At 43.3% G+C, this 17,736-nt stretch carries 22 protein-coding genes; 2 read left to right on the forward strand and 20 right to left on the reverse strand.

Annotated elements, in window-relative coordinates; translation table 11 throughout:
* Position 1: 1 nt before the first annotated feature.
* The 13 genes from DEAC_RS08150 to DEAC_RS08210 form a co-directional block, all read right to left on the reverse strand.
* Positions 2 to 1,675 (reverse strand): ribonuclease J, encoded by a 1,674-nt coding sequence (locus tag DEAC_RS08150; protein WP_047809564.1) that lies wholly within the window; start codon positions 1,673 to 1,675, stop codon positions 2 to 4.
* 79 nt (positions 1,676 to 1,754) lie between these two features.
* Positions 1,755 to 2,312, reverse strand: a complete 558-nt coding sequence (gene efp / locus DEAC_RS08155) for an elongation factor P (protein ID WP_047809565.1) — start codon at positions 2,310 to 2,312, stop codon at positions 1,755 to 1,757.
* 118 nt (positions 2,313 to 2,430) lie between these two features.
* Entirely contained in the window at positions 2,431 to 3,492 is a 1,062-nt protein-coding gene (locus DEAC_RS08160) for a M24 family metallopeptidase (protein WP_200903113.1), read from the reverse strand.
* Between the two features lie 195 nt (positions 3,493 to 3,687).
* Positions 3,688 to 4,134 (reverse strand): type II 3-dehydroquinate dehydratase, encoded by a 447-nt coding sequence (gene aroQ / locus DEAC_RS08165; RefSeq protein ID WP_047809566.1) that lies wholly within the window; start codon positions 4,132 to 4,134, stop codon positions 3,688 to 3,690.
* A 298-nt stretch (positions 4,135 to 4,432) separates the two neighbouring features.
* Complete coding sequence (locus tag DEAC_RS08170; RefSeq protein WP_053006328.1) at positions 4,433 to 4,951, reverse strand: LysM peptidoglycan-binding domain-containing protein; 519 nt, start codon at positions 4,949 to 4,951, stop codon at positions 4,433 to 4,435.
* A 78-nt stretch (positions 4,952 to 5,029) separates the two neighbouring features.
* A complete protein-coding gene (locus DEAC_RS08175) occupies positions 5,030 to 5,512 on the reverse strand; it encodes a hypothetical protein (protein WP_047809568.1) in 483 nt (160 codons plus the stop codon).
* Between the two features lie 32 nt (positions 5,513 to 5,544).
* On the reverse strand, positions 5,545 to 6,993 hold the full coding sequence (locus DEAC_RS08180; RefSeq protein WP_047809569.1) for a type IV pilus biogenesis protein PilM: 1,449 nt from the start codon (positions 6,991 to 6,993) through the stop codon (positions 5,545 to 5,547).
* A 15-nt stretch (positions 6,994 to 7,008) separates the two neighbouring features.
* Positions 7,009 to 7,758, reverse strand: a complete 750-nt coding sequence (locus tag DEAC_RS08185; protein ID WP_047809750.1) for a prepilin peptidase — start codon at positions 7,756 to 7,758, stop codon at positions 7,009 to 7,011.
* 69 nt (positions 7,759 to 7,827) lie between these two features.
* A complete protein-coding gene (locus DEAC_RS08190; RefSeq protein ID WP_083996009.1) occupies positions 7,828 to 8,340 on the reverse strand; it encodes a type II secretion system protein in 513 nt (170 codons plus the stop codon).
* 82 nt (positions 8,341 to 8,422) lie between these two features.
* Positions 8,423 to 9,622 (reverse strand): type II secretion system F family protein, encoded by a 1,200-nt coding sequence (locus DEAC_RS08195; RefSeq protein ID WP_047809570.1) that lies wholly within the window; start codon positions 9,620 to 9,622, stop codon positions 8,423 to 8,425.
* Entirely contained in the window at positions 9,619 to 10,668 is a 1,050-nt protein-coding gene (locus DEAC_RS08200; RefSeq protein WP_047809571.1) for a type IV pilus twitching motility protein PilT, read from the reverse strand. Before DEAC_RS08200 ends, DEAC_RS08195 begins: the two co-directional genes overlap by 4 nt.
* 14 nt (positions 10,669 to 10,682) lie before the next feature.
* Positions 10,683 to 11,213 (reverse strand): GspE/PulE family protein, encoded by a 531-nt coding sequence (locus DEAC_RS24515; RefSeq protein WP_083995981.1) that lies wholly within the window; start codon positions 11,211 to 11,213, stop codon positions 10,683 to 10,685.
* 362 nt (positions 11,214 to 11,575) lie between these two features.
* Positions 11,576 to 11,773, reverse strand: coding sequence for a helix-turn-helix transcriptional regulator (locus tag DEAC_RS08210; RefSeq protein WP_047809573.1), 198 nt, complete (start codon positions 11,771 to 11,773; stop codon positions 11,576 to 11,578).
* 236 nt (positions 11,774 to 12,009) lie between these two features.
* Here DEAC_RS08210 and DEAC_RS24775 point away from each other — a divergent pair, with 236 nt between their 5' ends.
* Together DEAC_RS24775 and DEAC_RS22115 are read left to right on the forward strand one after the other, a co-directional pair.
* Positions 12,010 to 12,204, forward strand: a complete 195-nt coding sequence (locus tag DEAC_RS24775) for a helix-turn-helix domain-containing protein (RefSeq protein ID WP_427846260.1) — start codon at positions 12,010 to 12,012, stop codon at positions 12,202 to 12,204.
* 183 nt (positions 12,205 to 12,387) lie between these two features.
* Positions 12,388 to 13,461 (forward strand): hypothetical protein, encoded by a 1,074-nt coding sequence (locus tag DEAC_RS22115; RefSeq protein ID WP_053006329.1) that lies wholly within the window; start codon positions 12,388 to 12,390, stop codon positions 13,459 to 13,461.
* Positions 13,462 to 13,537: 76 nt separating this feature from the next.
* Here the strand turns inward: DEAC_RS22115 and DEAC_RS22120 are convergent, their stop codons facing one another.
* From DEAC_RS22120 to DEAC_RS08255, 7 genes are all read right to left on the reverse strand, one after another.
* Positions 13,538 to 14,038, reverse strand: coding sequence for a hypothetical protein (locus DEAC_RS22120; protein WP_053006330.1), 501 nt, complete (start codon positions 14,036 to 14,038; stop codon positions 13,538 to 13,540).
* A gap of 136 nt (positions 14,039 to 14,174) precedes the next feature.
* On the reverse strand, positions 14,175 to 15,044 hold the full coding sequence (locus DEAC_RS08230; protein ID WP_053006331.1) for a DUF1906 domain-containing protein: 870 nt from the start codon (positions 15,042 to 15,044) through the stop codon (positions 14,175 to 14,177).
* Between the two features lie 59 nt (positions 15,045 to 15,103).
* Positions 15,104 to 15,478 carry a hypothetical protein gene (locus tag DEAC_RS08235; RefSeq protein WP_053006332.1) on the reverse strand — a complete coding sequence of 125 codons (375 nt, stop codon included), beginning with the start codon at positions 15,476 to 15,478 and terminating at the stop codon, positions 15,104 to 15,106.
* A 56-nt stretch (positions 15,479 to 15,534) separates the two neighbouring features.
* Positions 15,535 to 15,786, reverse strand: coding sequence for a hemolysin XhlA family protein (locus tag DEAC_RS08240; protein ID WP_047809575.1), 252 nt, complete (start codon positions 15,784 to 15,786; stop codon positions 15,535 to 15,537).
* Between the two features lie 15 nt (positions 15,787 to 15,801).
* Complete coding sequence (locus DEAC_RS08245) at positions 15,802 to 16,299, reverse strand: C40 family peptidase (RefSeq protein ID WP_047809576.1); 498 nt, start codon at positions 16,297 to 16,299, stop codon at positions 15,802 to 15,804.
* Positions 16,300 to 16,343: 44 nt separating this feature from the next.
* Positions 16,344 to 16,985 (reverse strand): DUF4376 domain-containing protein, encoded by a 642-nt coding sequence (locus DEAC_RS22125; RefSeq protein ID WP_053006333.1) that lies wholly within the window; start codon positions 16,983 to 16,985, stop codon positions 16,344 to 16,346.
* Positions 16,986 to 16,998: 13 nt separating this feature from the next.
* Complete coding sequence (locus DEAC_RS08255) at positions 16,999 to 17,733, reverse strand: hypothetical protein (protein WP_047809577.1); 735 nt, start codon at positions 17,731 to 17,733, stop codon at positions 16,999 to 17,001.
* Positions 17,734 to 17,736 lie beyond the last annotated feature (3 nt).

The following is a 17,736-nucleotide window of genomic DNA, read 5'->3' on the forward strand; positions in this document are numbered from 1 at the left end:
CTTAAATTGAAACCAATACTGGCAAAATCATTGGGCGGCGGTGAGTCTTCTCCCAAAAATAATTTCCGAGACTATCTCGAAGAGCGCCTTTTAACGTCACCCACTCTATTTGATCCTTTTCCAGCTGAACCGTTAATGCACTATTACCTACTTTTTGAGCTCCCTCAATCAATTCGGCTGCATCTTTCATAAAAGTAAACCCTCGGGAAATAATGTCCGGTCCGGATATGAGCGTGCAGGGTTTTGCTTTGGAAATAGCTGCCACGACAATAACGACACCATCTTGAGCAAGTTGTTGACGATCACGAAGCACAATCTGCCCCACGTCTCCCACGCCCAAGCCATCGATATTTACGCTCCCGGCTTCTACACTTGCTCCAAATTCCATCCGATCTGCCGAAAGCTCAACTCTTGATCCAAGTTGAGTTAAGGCAATATCCTTATCCTCATAACCCAGCATATGCCCTATTCTGCGCAGGGCTACTTGATGCCGGACTTCTCCATGATGAGGTATCAAAAAACGAGGTCGGGCAAGCCGAATAACTAGCTTGAGCTCCTCTTGATTGGCATGCCCAGATACATGGACCTGGCCCATCTCTTTGGTAACAACTTCGGCCCCAATTTGATAGAGATGATTGATTGTCTTGCCAACGAGTTTCTCATTTCCGGGTATCGGCGTTGCCGCGATAATCACCATATCACCGGTCTCGACTTTAATTTGACGATGACTCCCCGTCGCCATTCTGGTCAAAGCTGCCAGAGGTTCTCCCTGACTCCCGGTAGTAAGCACCAGTAAGCCTGAGCGAGGAATTTTATCTACCTCCGAACTTTCTATTAAGATCTCCTGAGCAGGCATTTTTAGATATCCCATCTCAATGGCTGTCCGAACAACACTTTCCATGCTCCTGCCGACAACACAAACTTTACGGCCGATATCATCGGCAGCATCGATGGCTTGTTGAATCCGATGCACGTTGGAGGCAAAGGAAGCCAAAATAATTTTTCCTTCTGCCCGTTCAAACCATTCCCGCAAGGTTTTTCCAACAACCCTTTCCGACATAGTAACCCCTGGCCGTTCGGCATTCGTTGAATCACAAATCAGAGCCAGAATTCCTTCTTCTCCCCAACCGGCTAGTTTCCCCAGTTCCATATTCTGCCCATCAATGGGTGTATAGTCGACTTTAAAATCGCCAGTATAGACTACTCTGCCGATAGGAGTAAGCAAGGAATACCCCACAGCATCCGGAATACTGTGGGTCACTCGAAAGGCTTCCACCTGAAACGCCCCAGCCTGGATAAGTTCACCAGGTTCAATAGTGTGAACCAGCGATTCCGGATAAGGGGCGCGCTCTTGAAACTTCGCCATCACCAAGCCAATAGTTAACTTTGTTCCGTAAATCGGTATATTTAATTGTGGCAAAATAAAGGGCAGGCCCCCAATATGATCTTCATGGCCATGGGTGATAAAGAGTCCTTTAATCCGTTCACGGTTTTTTTCTAAATAGGCGATGTCAGGGATGACAAGATCAATCCCCAACAACTCCTCATCGGGAAACTTCACGCCTCCGTCAATGACAATAATTGAATCTTCATATTCAAAGGCAATTATGTTTTTCCCTATTTCTCCGGTTCCTCCAAGAGGAATTACACTAAGTTTTGAAGTTTTGGAAGACAAACAAAAACACCTCCTATAGAACAACTAAGTACTCTTAGTTTGTCCCATAGAAGGTGATTACATGTTTGATTATACTTAATTACGCCCTTTGAACATAGTTTCCTGTTCTGGTATCAATAATAAGCACGTCTCCTTCATTGACAAAGAAAGGAACTTGCACAATGGCACCAGTTTCCAAGGTCGCAGGTTTCGTTCCCCCGGTAGCCGTATCACCTTTCACTCCCGGTTCCGTAGCTGTCACAAGGAGTTGCACTGAGTTCGGCACATCAACACCAATAACCTCCGTATCAAAGAAAAGAACCCCTAAGTTCATATTTTCTTTGAGCCATTTCACGCCGTCACCAATTTGTCCTTCTGTTAAAGAAACTTGCTCATAAGTCTCATTATCCATAACCACGTAATGATCTCCATCTTTGTAAAGATACTGCATTTCGTGCCGTTCAACATGAGCCGTATTAACTTTTTCGCCGGCATTAAACTTACGTTCAACAACCCCGCCTGTTTTAACGTTTTTTAGTTTCGTGCGAACAAAGGCAGCCCCTTTACCCGGCTTAACATGTTGGAACTCAACCACCGAAAAAACGTCTCCATCAATTTCGATGGTGAGGCCTGTCTTAAAGTCGTTCGAAGAAATCATAAATTAATCGTTCCTCCTATATATTCTTTTGTACCAACGAAAGTATACCTTCCGGATAGCCCGAGTGCAACTAGTTCTTATAACTTAAAGGTCAGGAAGTAAAAAAATCGGCTCGAATTTAAGTTAAGAGAATTAATTCTTTAGGGGCCTGGGTCAAGACTTCACAGCCATCTTCTGTCACCAGAACCATATCTTCAATGCGGATACCGCCCCAATCAGGAATATAAATACCAGGTTCAACCGTAAGAACCATTCCGGGTTCGATAACACATTCTTCCCGCTGATTAAAGTATGGACCCTCATGAATCGCCAAACCAACAGAATGTCCTAAGCCATGTCCAAAGTATTCACCAAAGCCAGCATCTTCAATAATATTACGAGCCGCAGCATCTATCTCTCTGCCAGTTCGTCCCGGTGCCACGGCAGCGATACCGGCCCGTTGAGCCGCCAAAACAAGTGCATATAGTTCTCGATGTTTCTCAGCGGGTTCTCCTAAGAAAACTGTTCTCGTTATATCAGAACAATATCCTTGATAAATTGCGCCGAAGTCCATGGTGAGAAACTCTCCCTTTTCTACCTTCTTCGAACTAGCCGTGCCGTGAGGCATAGCACCTCGAAGTCCTGAAGCCACGATAAATTCAAAAGAACCTCCGCTGGCTCCTAGATGGCGCATGGAAAACTCCAAATTCAGTCCAATTTCCTCTTCTGTCTGCCCAGCTTCAATGGCTTTTAAGACTTCAGCAAAAGCCTTATCGGCAATTTGAACAGCTTGCCGGATTAAAGGTATCTCCTGTTCATCTTTAACTGAACGAAGATTATTGACAAGACTCGGCAGAGAGAGCAGCTCACTTTGGACAAAAGACTGCCTCAGCTTTTCGTAATCCGCATAAGTAATAAAGTCTCCCTCAAAACCCACTCGTTTCGATTGAAGGCCCATATCACCCATGGCTAAAAAATGATCATGTCCCGTTTTAACAATTTCGAAATCAGGTGATTGTTCTTTAGCCTGTTCTATGTATCGAAAATCTGTCAACAAAAAGGACCTTTCCAAGGTAATGACCAGTGTCGCTTCGCCCCCGGTAAAGCCGCTTAAATACCTTCCGTTCTCAGGACGAAGAACCACATAGGTATCAATGGTTTCTTCCTGCATTCGCTGGCGCATCCGTTCTAATCGTGTCAATGATTCAACCCCCTCTGTTCAATCGTTAGACTCCCACTTCTATAAGTGGGAGTGGTTCCCATACCTTGCTTCGGTGGGGGCAGAGTCCACCCTTCAGCGCGATCGCATTTGTTATGGGCTAGGCGCTTTCGGCGAAAGTGTCCACAGGAAACTTTCGTCACCGAAAACCCGATGTTCGGCTTCAGCTGAACGAGTTCACTCTTTTGTCCGTCTAATTTGATAATCAATGGCAAAGCGCATTGCCAAATTGTAACCCTCAGAACCCAATCCTGATATTTGGCCAAGACAAACCGGTGCGATCAGAGACGTTTCCCGAAAGGATTCCCGAGCATGAATATTGGAAAGATGAACCTCTACAGTGGGTACCTTAACACCGCTTATGGCATCGCGAATGGCGTAACTTGTATGAGTCCATGCCCCAGGATTAAGAATCAGAAAATCCTCAGTCATTAACGCTTGTATCCAATCAAGCAAATCTCCCTCATGATTCGTCTGCCGGCATTCGACATTAAGTCCTGCTTGTTCAGCAAGCCCTTGCACCTCTTGATTTATCTCTGCTAAAGTACGCATGCCGTAATGCTGCGGCTCACGTGTCCCTAATAAGTTTAAATTAGGACCATGAAACACATAAATACTTGCCAATTCATCACTTCCTTATTCCTCACTGAAAATATTATCATAATTTAGCACCGTAGCAAAGTATTTAAATGAACTCGTTCAGCTAAAGCTGAACACCGAGGCTTCGATGACGAAAAACAAATGCGATCGCGCTGAAGGATGGACTCTCCCCCAAAGCAAGTATGGGAACACTACAAGTTACTATTCCAAACAAAAACCTCCGCTATACGGAGGCAAAATTTACCATTTTACGCATTTGTTTTTTTATTTAATAGTTGTTTAATAGTTATCTATTTGATAGTGTTCCAAGCCGCTCCTGCATCTAAGGAGACGATTGAAAGGGTTGAGGACTTTGCTGTTCTTTCATCTGAACCGTGGTTTGAGGCGTAGCTTTAATCTGTTCGGCGCTGTCGCCGCTGACGAGACGCGGAGAAAGGACAATATCCAAGTTACTGATCATAATCTGCACCTCAGTGGGCCCGCCTTCGCCGGCGGGCTGAACTTTACGAATCTCAGTTCGGGGAAGAATAAAGTGAATTTCATGGGGAATTTTAGGCTCGCCAATTCGTTTGAGACGGAATTGGACTCCTTCAACTTCCATTTCTACATCATCAAGATAATCCCCTGCAAATTCTTGACCACGATCAATCCCTATATCCGCAAATTGTTCTTTTCCTTTCAAATTAGCTTTCAATTCGGGAAGAACAATTTTTTGTCCAATTTGAAGTTTCCAAGGGTCCAGATTTGGATTTACCCGCATAAAATCGTCGCAGGCGCATCCCAGGCGCTGTGCCAGACGATGAAAATTATCTCCAGGCTGAAGGACGTAATCTTTGACCACAGAAATCCCTCCTCTCGCTAACATATGCTGGAGAAGGGAAGTATTGTTCCAGATTATTCCGTAAAATCAGCAGATACGTTACTCATTTGGCGAATAATAATAAATCCGCAGCACGCCCTCTCCACCCGTGGGATCTAACATAATTTCCTGAATATAAATCTCTTCATGAGAATCTTCAAGTCCTTCAAGCTGTGAAATGATAGTTTCCCAATTCCCCTGCAAATGCAAACGCAGCAAAGCATAATCAATGGCTGCTCCTCGGGAAATCGCCCGGTTTTCCTGCATTCCAAATCCTTCGACTTTCAGATCAGTTACCTTAACCCCGGCTTGAAGAAAATCAGCTCGGCATCCTTCCACGATATCCAGAAATTGATCTCTTGTAGGAACCTTGGGAATAGCTATGTCTAAGCTTGTCTTCGACATTGTTTTCCAGTATTTTATTTCCTTTTGCAGATTCCGAAGGTTTCGATAGGCCGGATTCCAGAATATGCAAAACTCCAAAAGATTTAAAAATGCAAATGCGACTAGACAAGCTCTGATATTCTTCTTAAAAAATGCCAAAGCCTATCCCTCCATTTCAAAATTGAACGCGGTCAATTGTTGACATCTTTTCGTTTCGCGCTTATAGAAAATTCAATTTGCTCAGATGACGTCGAGGAATAGCCTGTCAAGACAGGCCGGTACCAACCTAATTTGCGAAGTCCCTGGATCAAGGCTTGAATCGATTTGACGTCTCCTGCGCTGCCGGTTAGAGAAAGAGTGCCTTGCCTATAAACCAATTTCTTGATCGTTAGCTGCGAGTCCAGTAAGTTCTGCACTTGCCACAAAATGTCGGCTACTTTTTCAGAACGGGCTTGTGTCATTTTCCAAGATCTCGTCAAGTCCTTTTGTTGTCTTAATTGGGTTTCAAGTTCAGCACCTTGATGTAAAAGCTGCTGAACCTCATTCTTCAGAGCTGATGTCTCTTGCCTCAGGAACACCCAGCTGCCGTTTCCAAGCAGTAAGAAAGAAAGTAACGCAGCACCTATTATTTGATACCTTTTCCGCATCTTCCCTGCCTTGCTGGGTTGTCTCCAAAGATTAAGGGACGCAGACTTTTTCAGAAGGACCAGTCCATAGGCCATAGCAGCCTCTGCCAAACCTCTATTTTCTCCAAGAACCCATAACCAGGTGTCAGGAACTGACTTGAATTCAGCTTGAGCAACCGTGATGTGATCAGGTAGTGTTACACGCTTGACCAAGGATTCAAGAGATAAACCGCCGCTCCAAAGAAGACATTTTAGACTCAAATCTGGATTTTGCGCCTTAAGATACAAGAGAAAGCTCTGAATTTCATTTTCCCATTCCTTAGAATATCCCCTAATATCTTGACTGCAAATCTCAGCGTCACCAAGAGCCACGTTTGTTTCTTGGACGAACAGAGTTCGTACTCTTTCAGGGATCAACCCTCGAAAAAGTGCGAAGTGAAATCCATCGGTCTCTTCACGAACATAGAGGGTATCCTCATCAGGATTTAGTTCTAACCCCTGACCTATTACAGCCCATGAGAAATTAATCCCACTCACCCTTAGTCCAGCTTGTTTAAAAATAGCTGCATACTGTTCTAAGACTTCACGGCGGGAAGCCCCCAGCAAAATGGTGAGACTCTTATGCTTTTCTTCCCCAAGGATCACGTAATCGTAAAGGAGATCTGCACTGCTCGGTACTTCTTCAGCCACTAAAAGAGCAATGGCGGAATCTCTATAAGATCTCGCAAGCCAGGGAAGTTTATAGGAACGAACAAATCCTGTTTGCATGGGCATTGCTAAAAAGGCCAAGTGTCCGTCACATGGGCTCTCCCTTTGATAATCCATTAAACAGTCAAGCAGGGCGTCCTTATCACGGACAATCCCCTGTTCAATTACGCCCGTAATTTGAATTCGGTCAAACTTGACCGCCGCAGAGCTATGACTTTGTTTGAGTTTCGAAATCAGGGGAAGAGAAGCTTTAAAGACCCGTAGTTCACTGTCGGTTATTTCAAATACGACTAGTTTCTTGCGCATCCGTCACCTCCTGGGCTATTTAACCCATGCCCAATACCAATCAAAGATCCTCGTTCCCCACAATAAAGCCAGGACAGCACCTAAAGAAAGATAAGGGCCAAAAGGAATTTGTTGGCGAAAGCCCTTCTGACCCGTCCCAAGAAACACTAAACCAACAATTGCTCCCAGAAGGCTTCCGGAAAAGACTGCCAAAAAGATCCCATGAAAACCCAAAAAGGCCCCTAAAGCAGCAACCAATTTGACATCTCCCAGGCCCAGACCTTGTGGATAGAATTTGGCTATCAGCCCAAAAAAGCCTCCAGCCCCCAGGGAACTTAAAATACTCTCCCATCCTGACGGACTCCCCGGTATTAAAAAAGCCCCCAACAAACCCAGACCCCATAGGGGAATCGTCAAGACATCCGGTAAACGGTATGTGTCTAAATCGATAAACGATAAAGCAATCAAAAAAGATATAAAGACCAGATTTAACAAAACTCGGGCCGGGTGAAGCCCCATTAAGAAACCTAATGTACCCGCTAAGTAAAAAAAACAACCCGTAAGAAGTTCGACCATGGGATAGCGCCAAGAAACCTTAGCCCGGCAGCTTCGGCATCGGCCTCTTTGAATTAAATAGCTAATAATGGGAATAAGTTCCCAAGCGCGAAGAGCCTGCCCGCATTTAGGACAATGCGAGCCCGGTGAAACGATGGATTCCTCTTTCGGTACACGATAGATGACAACATTTAAGAAGCTGCCGATAATAACGCCTAAAACACCTATCATCAAATTAATACCTAACAAAAAAGTCTCCTCTTTTCCGAGTTTACCGACTTGAGTTAATAATTTAGATAGTTAATTTGATGATGTCCAAAGAACAGTCTTTAAATCGTCATCATAGGCCCGAACTTCTGCCGCCAGACCGTCAGAGGACAAATAGATCATGATTGTTTTAATGTCACCTTTATCTCCCGGTTCTGGAATCGAATAATGGCTTTTATCGGAATCATCCGCTGTCAATTGGGCTACACCAAAACCTTTGTTGCCATCTGCCACTGTTTGTTGAGTTGTTGTTTTATCCAATTTTCCGATATATTTGGGAATCAGCTCACTGCATGTCACTTCGCCATTAGTATCCGCCGTTAGTTCTCCAGGTTTCGGATACACTCCATTTTCAACTTGAAAACGGTCGAGAGCCGCTTTAACCTGATGCGCAGTCGCCACGTCGGCCTTTTTTCGTGCCAAAGCCGTACTTGACGTCATTTTGGGAATGATCACAGCAGCTATAATACCCATTATTATGATGACTGCCATAACTTCGATGAGTGTAAATCCATTCTCCCGCTGAAAATCATTCATCGGTTTCATCGGTTTCATTGTTTCATCCTCCTACTCGGATATTTCCTTTCTCATCTTGAAGCTTCCCTTCCTTAGTTCCCATCTGAAAGCCTTACTTCAGCTGAGAACTAAGATCAAAAATAGGAATCATTACTCCTCCGGCTACTAAACCAACCAGCCCAGCCATAATAAGAATTAAGGCCGGTCCAAGCATACGCGTAAATTGATCGAGTTTAAATTCCAAGTCCTTGTGAAGCGAGAACGCAATTTGCAAGAACATTTTATCTAAGTTCCCGCTTTCTTCGGCGACAGCGATCATCTCTGCCCCTTCTTTAGGAAAAATTTCGCTTTCAAACAACAAATCAGCCATGGGATTTCCTTGTTTAACACTCTGAATAAGCCGCTCTGTCAAGGCCAACATTTCCATAGTTTGCAGCGTTCCAGCCGTTAGACGCAGCCCTTCTAGCAAGGGAATTCCCGTCATTAAGAGGTAACCCAAGATACTGGTAAATTGAATCAAATCCCTGAGACGATAAATCCTGCCAAGATAAGGCAAGTGTCTAATCTTGTTGTTGAGGTAGCTCTGCCAATCCTTCGGTTTCCAAATTACGCAGATTAGCACCATCGCCGCTGCTAGTCCTCCTAGTATTTGTAACGTCAGAGGGAATTTTCGCCCGACAGCAAAAATGACTTGAGTCAATTTGGGCAATTCAATGTTCATGCTTTCAAAGAGCCTCTCATACATGGGAAGCACACCTATAGATAGACTACAAAGAACAACAAAAACAGCCAGCAGTAAAAGGATTGGATAAGCTAAGGCAGCCTTCATTTTCTGTCGGAAGTTACCTTCTTGCTCTAATTCTGCGGCCACTTCACTCAAAACCTTCGCTAAGTTTCCTGAATACTCTCCCGCTTTGATCATCGACAATACATAAGCGTTCGGAGGCGATTTAAGTTGGAGAAGTGCTTCCCACAAATCACATCCCGCAGATATAGAATTTTTGACACTTGACCATTGACTTTGTTCAAAGGTTAAATTCCCTCGAGACTGGGTCATGATCTCCAAAGCTTGAAGCAGAGGAATTCCGGCCTCTAATAATGAACTCAAGCGGTTTGCAAAATGACCCCATTGAGCGTTTGGACGAACGAGGAACTCTGCGGACCAATTCCATTGTTTCTTAATCTTGACCGGTAAATATCCCTCTTTTTTCAGCAGTGTTTGAACCTCCAAAGAGTCGTTTCCCAAGCAGCGTCCGCTTTGCAAAGTTCCTTGAGCATCCGCCGCTTTCCATTTAAACCAGCGTTTACTCATCTGCGGAGATTGTCAGTTGTTGTTTGCAGTTTTTCCTGAGCGACTTCATAGCTTACCCATCCTTTTTGAACGAGGTCAAGAATGGCTTTATCCATTGTTTGCATACCCAATTTGCTATTTACTTGAATTACTGTAGGTAGTTGATGAGTTTTCCCCTCCCGAATTAGACTTCGAACAGCAGGAGTCGCGAGCATAACCTCAATTGCTGCAATTCTCCCTTGATGATCTGCCCTTGGAAATAACTGTTGAGACAGGATTCCCTGTAATACGGCCGCTAACTGCACTCGGATCTGTTGCTGTTGATAGGAGGGGAAGACATCAATCATCCGATCTACCGATTGTGTAGCATCATTGGTATGCAATGTGCTAAAAACTAAATGTCCTGTTTCGGCTGCTGTCACAGCCGTGGCGATTGTTTCAAGATCTCTCATTTCACCCACTAAAATCACATCGGGATCTTGTCGCAGAACTGACCGCAGAGCATTAGCAAAAGAATTTGTATCGCAGCCAATCTCACGCTGATTCACTAAACTTAATTGGTGTTTATGCAGATACTCAATCGGATCTTCAATAGTCATAATGTGACAAGCTCTCGTCCGGTTAATATAATCAATCAATGAAGCAAGGGTTGTGGATTTTCCACTCCCGGTAGGACCTGTCACAAGCACCAGACCTTTGGTCAGCCTAGCTAAAGCAAGACTTACGGCCGGGAGGCCAAGGCTTTCCGGAGTAGGAATATCGTGGGGGATTAAGCGAATAACGACCCCCATAGATCCTCTTTGGCGAAAGATGTTGACTCGATATCGCCCAACATGCGATAAACTGTAGGATAAATCCAATTCTCCGAATTCAGTAAATCGTTTTTTCTGAATCTCATTCATCAGAGAGAGGGCAAAAGTTTCCAAATCGAACTGAGACAGCTTGTCCATAAGCAAAGGTACTAATGAACCATCCACTCTGAGGACAGGAGGACTCTCGATTGTTAAATGGATGTCCGAAGCTTTCTTTTCTGCAGCATTGAGAAATAATTCTTCCATCGAAAGCATCTTGTTCCCTCCTCTTAGCGTTCTATCTCAGACGTTGTAAAAAGCACCTCTTCGATAGTGGTTAAACCTTGGGTGACTTTCAAAAGACCATCTTCATAAATCGTTAACATCCCTGAAAGTATTGCTTGTCGTTCAATATCTCTGGAATTGTGCCGCGTAAGTACTAATTCCTTAATTTCCTGATTATAGAGCAAGAACTCATGAATTCCGATCCTTCCCTTAAACCCTATGTCAAAGCATTGGGCACAGCCTTGAGAGCGATATAATTGATTAATTGACGTCGGTAAACGGAGGACTCTTTTTTCAGTCTCAGAAATGTCATAGACCTTTTTGCAAGAGTTACATAAGCGCCTCACCAAGCGTTGAGATAAGATTCCTCTTACAGCAGACGCTAAAAGATAAGGCTCAATCCCCATGTCCAAAAGGCGTTCTAAAGCCTCGGCCGCCGTATTCGTATGCAGTGTAGTTAACACTAAGTGGCCCGTAAGGGAAGCCGTAATCGCTATACGAGCGGTTTCTTCATCGCGTATATGATGACACTGTATTCTTTTTTACAAAGCAAAAAAGAATAGTCGAAAAGCAGGAATCTAAATCTTAAGCTACATTATAAACTATATCAACCTCCACTTCATCCCCGCCTATAATAAAAAATATCAAAGCAAATTCCTTTTTTAATAGGAGAATAGTTCGCTAAGAAATACTTCTTGAAATCAAATCCATAATTGCTTCTGCGCAACATTTCCATCCCATGTCAATTGATTTTAGGCTTATTTTTTTAATAGCGCATCAGTGCAATTTGCCTGGGGATATTCTTTCCTAACTTCTTTTGTCATTTCCGTAATAAATTCACTGATATAATCATCGTTTTCTAATCCATTCATCTCTCGTTACCTCTTTCCTTTTTTACTCACCTCAATAACTCTTCTATTGTTACCCCTAGTGCACTGGCAATCAAAGCTAATGTTTTGATCTTTGGTTGTTGATTGCCCTCCTCAATAGCTGCAGTATATCCCCTGCTTAGCCTCGTGGCTTGAGCTAGATCCTTTTGCGTCCAGCCCTTCTCCTTTCTGATCTGCGCTATTCTTTCCCCGATCACCCATGTCATTCCCTTGATGCTACCTATAAGCTTAAACCTAATTCTGTGTCGAAATATGTAATAATTACTCCTCTAATAACTACATAGTTTACGATAAATTTTCTATAAAGTCGACACAATTTTTTAACTTAAGTATAAACTTATCTGAAAGCCACATTTTTCGAAGGAAGCCGGTCATTTATGTTGAACATAAGCTTTCGGTGATAATTTTGAAGCAACACAAGCATTGCAAGGCTTATGACATTATGGTTAAAAAGGGTATGCGATTAAAAGACTTAGAGGGAATAACCGGCTATTCTAAATCTCATTTATCTCAGATACTAAATGGAAAAGATTGTTACTTATCAACCGCCCAAGATATAGCTCTTGCCCTGGGTGAAAAAGTAGATTACCTTTGGCCTGATTACTTTCATAATGATAGACCATGGCGACCAAGCTAGGGTCTATTTTATTTTGTCTAACAGTTCTGACAAAACTTTGACTCCAGCACTCCTGCCGGGGTCTTACTATTTCTTACATATTTGTCGCAGAACCATTAAGAATGTCGGAAAGCAGGAAAGTAAAAACGATTATAGAATTTTAAGAAAAATATTTTTGACTTAGAAAGAAGGGTGACACAAACGATGGGCAACTCGAAAGAAGAACTCATAAAAAATTTTTGCAAAGATTCAGGAATTGAAGCCTGGTTTGTTGCAAAAATGGAAGGCTCCCCAGGAGTCCTTTATGGAGCATTTCACTCAGAAGGAATAAATATTTATAAGTTAGAGAAGGCAAAGCCTGTTCTTACTCAAAATCATATCTGGGGAAACTTCACTGAAGCAACTATTGATAACTTTTTTGCAAAGACGGCAATAATCTTCAAGGGCGAAAATCACACTACAACCCTTAATATAATGGAAAAAGGTAAAGATTTAATACCTCTGTTACAATCAAATACGGAGCTGAAAATAACCATTCTCCCTAGACCTTGGTGGGGAAAAATTCTTGGCTTTAGATCTAAAACGAAATGGAAAATGGCAGTCGCGATCGTTGTTTATCTTTTCTTGATTGGTAAAGTTGTAGGGACTTTCGGTAGTAATGGATCTACTACATCGACAAGTGCCCCCGTTTCTACTTCTGAGCAAGCAAAAAAACCTCCCACACAGACTGCACCTGATCAAGCATCAACTCAAACTTCTGCTTCAGCCGCGTCATCCGCTCCCGCGCCAGCTCCTACACCGCAAAAAACACCGGGTAGTTTAGGTATTACCCCTGAAGAGTTTACAGATAGATGGAATCAAGCATTAGTCAATGCGGATAGTTTTCCTTTAAAAATTAACAATCTAAAAATTGAGAGCGGTTCTGTCCAGGATACTTTCACCTATATGTTTAACGATAGTCACGGGATAATGGGCACGGTAAATAAAAGTGACGGTACGATAAGAGATGTTATGATTTTGGCCGCTGGAAAAGATTTAGCAGACACTTCAAAAGCAGCCGGGGTAATTATTTCATGGGGACTACTTATACAAGCAACAAATCCCGATCTTACTCCCGATCAGCGCGGATCAATCCTTCAAGATTTGGGCATTATGGACTCTACAAACTCACTGAAAGGGATTAATAAATCGGTAATTCGTAATAATGTGAAATATAACATCTCCCAAAGTGACGTAACAGGATTGACATTTGGTGCAAGCGACCCTATGGACAATTAACTTAAATAACAAAAAAGCCCTGGCGATTAAACCAGGGCTTCGTCATCTTCAGCGACGGCCGGCACCGTCGCTTTTATTATGCAGGTTGTTGTACAGGAGCTTGAGCTTGCTGATCTGGCTGAACAGGTTGAACTTGTGGAGCTGGTTGTGCAGTCGTATCCACTGCCGGTGTATTTGTGCTTGCGTCAGCTGAAGGAGAAACTGCCTGCTCTGGTACTGACACTTGAGTCGTTAGCACGTTCGGAGGGCTTTGAGCAATTCCTTTATTGAAATAAAATACACCTAAGTCATATAATTTTTGAGCGTACTTTTTAAATGCCTCAAACGTTAAGAATACCCTAAAAATGGCCGGCAGTAACGGATAAGCCTGAGAAACGACAAAGTTAAATGTCGTTGGTCCGTTGGTCAGAACAAATTGATCGGCTGCTTTTTCCGCTTGGAGCATAAGCCCCTGTACAATAGTAATCATTTTACCTTTATTGTGCAAAACATAGCTGATCAGCCCGAAGACCACCACTATTACAACGATAGAAATTTGCAAGAATTGCGGATTATAAATAACTGATTGAAAATCCATGAGTATTACCTCCTCAAAATTTTTGGCAATAGGAAAGCAGGCCATTTCTGACCTGCTCAGTTTATATATCCTGTCTACCGGGACAGGAAGAATTACTTTTTAATGTAAACTTTTCTTGGCCGACGGAAGCTTACAATTACCCGAGATATTTTTTCACTGCGGCGGCTGTGTCGTATTTGTCGTTGCCACTGAGAAGAACCTCATTTGGGTGTCCTGTCTTTGATCCGCCAACGACAATCAGCTGCTTAGAGCTCATAGCATCCGCCGGGATAGAGTTATTAGCTCCCCGAACAAACAAGGCACAGTTGCCATTCTTTGCGGCCACATCAGCCCCCGCCCAAAAGTCATCTTTAGTGTCCAGTAAAACTGCCACATTTAACATATCTTCTTCGCTCCCCTTTACAACTTCTACTTGATATAGGCCATCAGCCGCCCAAAGCCCAGCATCATCGTTGACGTAATCCTGGTCAACGGCAACTCCTGCCACATGAACTTCGTTACTGTACTGGTAGATGTGATTAGGTGCCTGCTTGCCATAGCTCCAGGCATAGGTTTGGAAGTAACAGTCCGGAGGATAATCTGCGCCCTTGAGCGCATTCATAACAGCATAAGAGCCATAGGCACCAACCAAGAATTTGCCCGTTAACACTGTTTGTACACCATGAAAATACTCTTTGATGGCTGCCATATCTCCAGGCTGTGCGTCATAATCGACAGCAAAATAAATAGCGCATCCTTTTGGAGCGCCTAAAGCTTGGGCTTCGGCTAATGCGTACTGAGCGTCCGAAATACCTTTGGCAAAAGTAAAATAACTTTCTTCCGTGGGTGACAGCTCCAGGATAAGCCATAATAGTAATCCCGCGTCATGGATAGCTGAGACTTCATCCAAAGTTAAACCATTCCAAAGACCTCTACCGAGATAACGCCCTACAGCAAGTACGCCAGCGGTTTTAAGGACTATCGCGTTTGGGGCTGTTATTTTTGTAGAGCAATCAATTCCGTACATTTGCTTTCTCCTTTCATATTAAATGGGTAAAAGAAAAGAGCCGCCCGTCAGGTGACTCTTTATAGATCACATTGTCGTATTACGTCAGGTATTTTTACATGTAAATGCGCCAAGAGCATTTTAAGTTCCTCACGCTCATCTCTGGCTAGTGCCAACTCCTCTTTAACAAATGATAATTCTTGCATAACCGCATCATGTGTCTCTTGATCTCTTTTTTCTCCTGCCCTGCCAAGAACATTCTGCCCGACCATAAGTAAAGGCAGCGCCCAAAGCTGCACCCAACCCGACCAGTAAAAAATTTGATTTTGGTAAGGAGCTAACGTTGGAATAAGAGGTAATAATCCATAGATAAAGAATGCGTAAAACATCCACATCGTACCGAATACTAGTGTTGCTTTTTCAGCGAGAAAATCATTGATTTTCCTTATATTCATTACTTAATCATCCTTTCTCACCTCATTATAGCAGAACGAATAACAATATCTCATTCTTATTTCTTGAAGTACATTAATACAACTGCACTAATAATAGCGGCAACGACTGTGCGCCAGAGCCAAGTGTTATTGGCTTCGAGCTTATCGAGGCGCTTCGTGTTTGATTTTGAACGGGCTTCAGTATCAATTGCTTTTGCTTCGGTATCATCGACTTTTTTCCTAAGGTCATTTTGAGTGTCAATTTTAGTCTCAACCCTAACTAAGCGCTCTCGTATATCAATAAGTACATCTTCATGTTCGCCGCTCATTAATGCACCTCATCTCTACAGTTCCCAAAGGTTGTGATTTTCTGTAAATCTTACTTTCGATGAATAACTCAGTCCGGGAGGCGTGACATCACCAGGCTTCCGATCCGGCCGAGCAACAAGTCTTTGGCTCCTGGCGCAAAGGTCAACGAATGCAGAGCAGACGATTTTCTTTTTCTCTGCCAATAGCCCAGGTATTCGCTCGAATCCCATTTCCTCTAAAATTCCGTTGACCGCAAAGCCTGCATCCTGCCGATAGCTATAACCTTCACCTAATCGACTCCGGCCAAAATCGACCATTCCCTTAAGCTGTTCGTCAGTTGCGTCAATGAATTCAAAAACAGCGTAACGTTCGTAGCTTATGGGATTTTCTTCTATTCCGTTAGGCGTCGCTTCAAGTATGGTACTTTCTCCCGAAACGAGCGCAGCGTGTGTAAATCCGCTGCGCTCAAAAAAGGCAATCCCATCGGATATCGGGCCTGAACCTTGAACTAGAATAAAATTTCCAGGTTTCATATTCCTTCCTCCTTTATGTATAAAGATAACGCCATTCTCGGCGTTTAGAACTGGACTGTTATGGCGTTGACTTGATCTATTGTGGTGCAGGCGTTGACCTGGTTAATATAAGAGTGTTGTTTGTCGTTAAGGGGCTGGGCGAATGCGGCAATGTCTTTAACGAGTTGATTATATTGGTCTTGAGTGTGAGAAACTAGGGTACCATCTTTTGCAGGAACGCTTACAGGCCATACAGCTATGGTATTCAGGACCATAATCGCTAATTGCATAAATTTCATCTGGTCCGTTGCGCCATAGCCGAAGGTATAAGCTGTTCCTGTTGCCGAGGATGGGAAACCGGCTGTAAGCTTCTGGTTGTAAAGGTCGTTGATTTGATCAATTTTAGCTTGCTGAACTTGCGCCAGTGTTGCTCCTAATGGGTTAGACGTGTCCCAAACAATTGCTGTTTGGTCAATAGGGTTTTTCGTTACATCGACATGAAAAGGATAAGATTGAAAGTTACTTAATTGATATCCATAATCACACTGTATAACTCCTACAGAACTTTGTTGATATTTCTGTAATTGTGCATACATTTGAAAATCCTGATCTTCAGTAGTTTCAACAACATCCCCTTGTCGTTCTCCTGTGTCTACTATGACATTGCCTGTTGCAATCTCATAATAAATGCGTCTACCAATTTGCATATATAAACCCCCTTTATCCGAAAGCATACCATGTGATTGCGGTACTACTTGCTGTTGGTCCGAAATAAAGACCTCCTGTTAAAAATTCAAAGCTACAAAAGGTTGTGCCCCCAACTTGCGTTGAATTAGCTCCTGTTATACCTCCAGCGAACCACGATCCGCCTTTGCTAAAATAACATAACGTGGGGTTAAACCCCAAACCGGAGACTTGATAAATACCACTACTATTTGTTGTTCCTGAGCCAGTTGCATAATGCTTAAATGCTCCGGTACCTTGTAATCCAAAAATAGATAACCAATTTGGAATATTTGATGCTATGAAATTAGGATCATTTATTAGTAATTCTCCGAATCCTCCCCCATTCGTTTCATTCAAATAATATCCTGTTGGAGGCACAAGGCATAAATTCCCGCTTCCATCAGTCAGATGCCCAACGGCTGAAGTGTAATTATTATTATTAGTTGCAAACGTATGATTAGGCATTGTTCCGGCTGTTCCTGCTATGGTATCGCCTGCAAGAACATGCGCGGGGTTAACGGGAACGGCGGCTACTTTTCCGTCAGCAACGACTCCGCCGTAGATTCCGGCTGTAATCGGGATATCTGAAGGACCTGGAGTTATGACTACGCCTGTTCCTCTTCTATCAACTAATTGGCCCTGCGCATTGTAGTAAATACCGCTACTAAAAGTTTTTAGGTTGGAAACGTCTCCCGGACCTGCTGTGCCGGGCAGAATTAATTGAGACATAAA

The sequence above is a fragment of the Desulfosporosinus acididurans genome (genome assembly GCF_001029285.1).
In the GTDB taxonomy this organism is placed as follows: Bacteria; Bacillota; Desulfitobacteriia; order Desulfitobacteriales; family Desulfitobacteriaceae; genus Desulfosporosinus; species Desulfosporosinus acididurans.

Excerpts from the sequence above, each read along its gene's own strand:
- efp (WP_047809565.1), bottom strand. The coding sequence starts at position 2,312 with ATGATTTCTTCGAACGACTTTAAGACAGGCCTCACCATCGAAATTGAT.
- DEAC_RS08180 (WP_047809569.1), bottom strand. The coding sequence starts at position 6,993 with ATGCGCAAGAAACTAGTCGTATTTGAAATAACCGACAGTGAACTACGG.
- DEAC_RS08185 (WP_047809750.1), bottom strand. The coding sequence starts at position 7,758 with ATGATAGGTGTTTTAGGCGTTATTATCGGCAGCTTCTTAAATGTTGTC.
- DEAC_RS08190 (WP_083996009.1), bottom strand. The coding sequence starts at position 8,340 with ATGAAACCGATGAATGATTTTCAGCGGGAGAATGGATTTACACTCATC.
- DEAC_RS08195 (WP_047809570.1), bottom strand. The coding sequence starts at position 9,622 with ATGAGTAAACGCTGGTTTAAATGGAAAGCGGCGGATGCTCAAGGAACT.
- DEAC_RS08200 (WP_047809571.1), bottom strand. The coding sequence starts at position 10,668 with ATGCTTTCGATGGAAGAATTATTTCTCAATGCTGCAGAAAAGAAAGCT.
- DEAC_RS08210 (WP_047809573.1), bottom strand. The coding sequence starts at position 11,773 with ATGACATGGGTGATCGGGGAAAGAATAGCGCAGATCAGAAAGGAGAAG.
- DEAC_RS24775 (WP_427846260.1), top strand. The coding sequence starts at position 12,010 with ATGGTTAAAAAGGGTATGCGATTAAAAGACTTAGAGGGAATAACCGGC.
- DEAC_RS22115 (WP_053006329.1), top strand. The coding sequence starts at position 12,388 with ATGGGCAACTCGAAAGAAGAACTCATAAAAAATTTTTGCAAAGATTCA.
- DEAC_RS22120 (WP_053006330.1), bottom strand. The coding sequence starts at position 14,038 with ATGGATTTTCAATCAGTTATTTATAATCCGCAATTCTTGCAAATTTCT.
- DEAC_RS08230 (WP_053006331.1), bottom strand. The coding sequence starts at position 15,044 with ATGTACGGAATTGATTGCTCTACAAAAATAACAGCCCCAAACGCGATA.
- DEAC_RS08235 (WP_053006332.1), bottom strand. The coding sequence starts at position 15,478 with ATGAATATAAGGAAAATCAATGATTTTCTCGCTGAAAAAGCAACACTA.
- DEAC_RS08240 (WP_047809575.1), bottom strand. The coding sequence starts at position 15,786 with ATGAGCGGCGAACATGAAGATGTACTTATTGATATACGAGAGCGCTTA.
- DEAC_RS08245 (WP_047809576.1), bottom strand. The coding sequence starts at position 16,299 with ATGAAACCTGGAAATTTTATTCTAGTTCAAGGTTCAGGCCCGATATCC.
- DEAC_RS22125 (WP_053006333.1), bottom strand. The coding sequence starts at position 16,985 with ATGCAAATTGGTAGACGCATTTATTATGAGATTGCAACAGGCAATGTC.
- DEAC_RS08255 (WP_047809577.1), bottom strand. The coding sequence starts at position 17,733 with ATGTCTCAATTAATTCTGCCCGGCACAGCAGGTCCGGGAGACGTTTCC.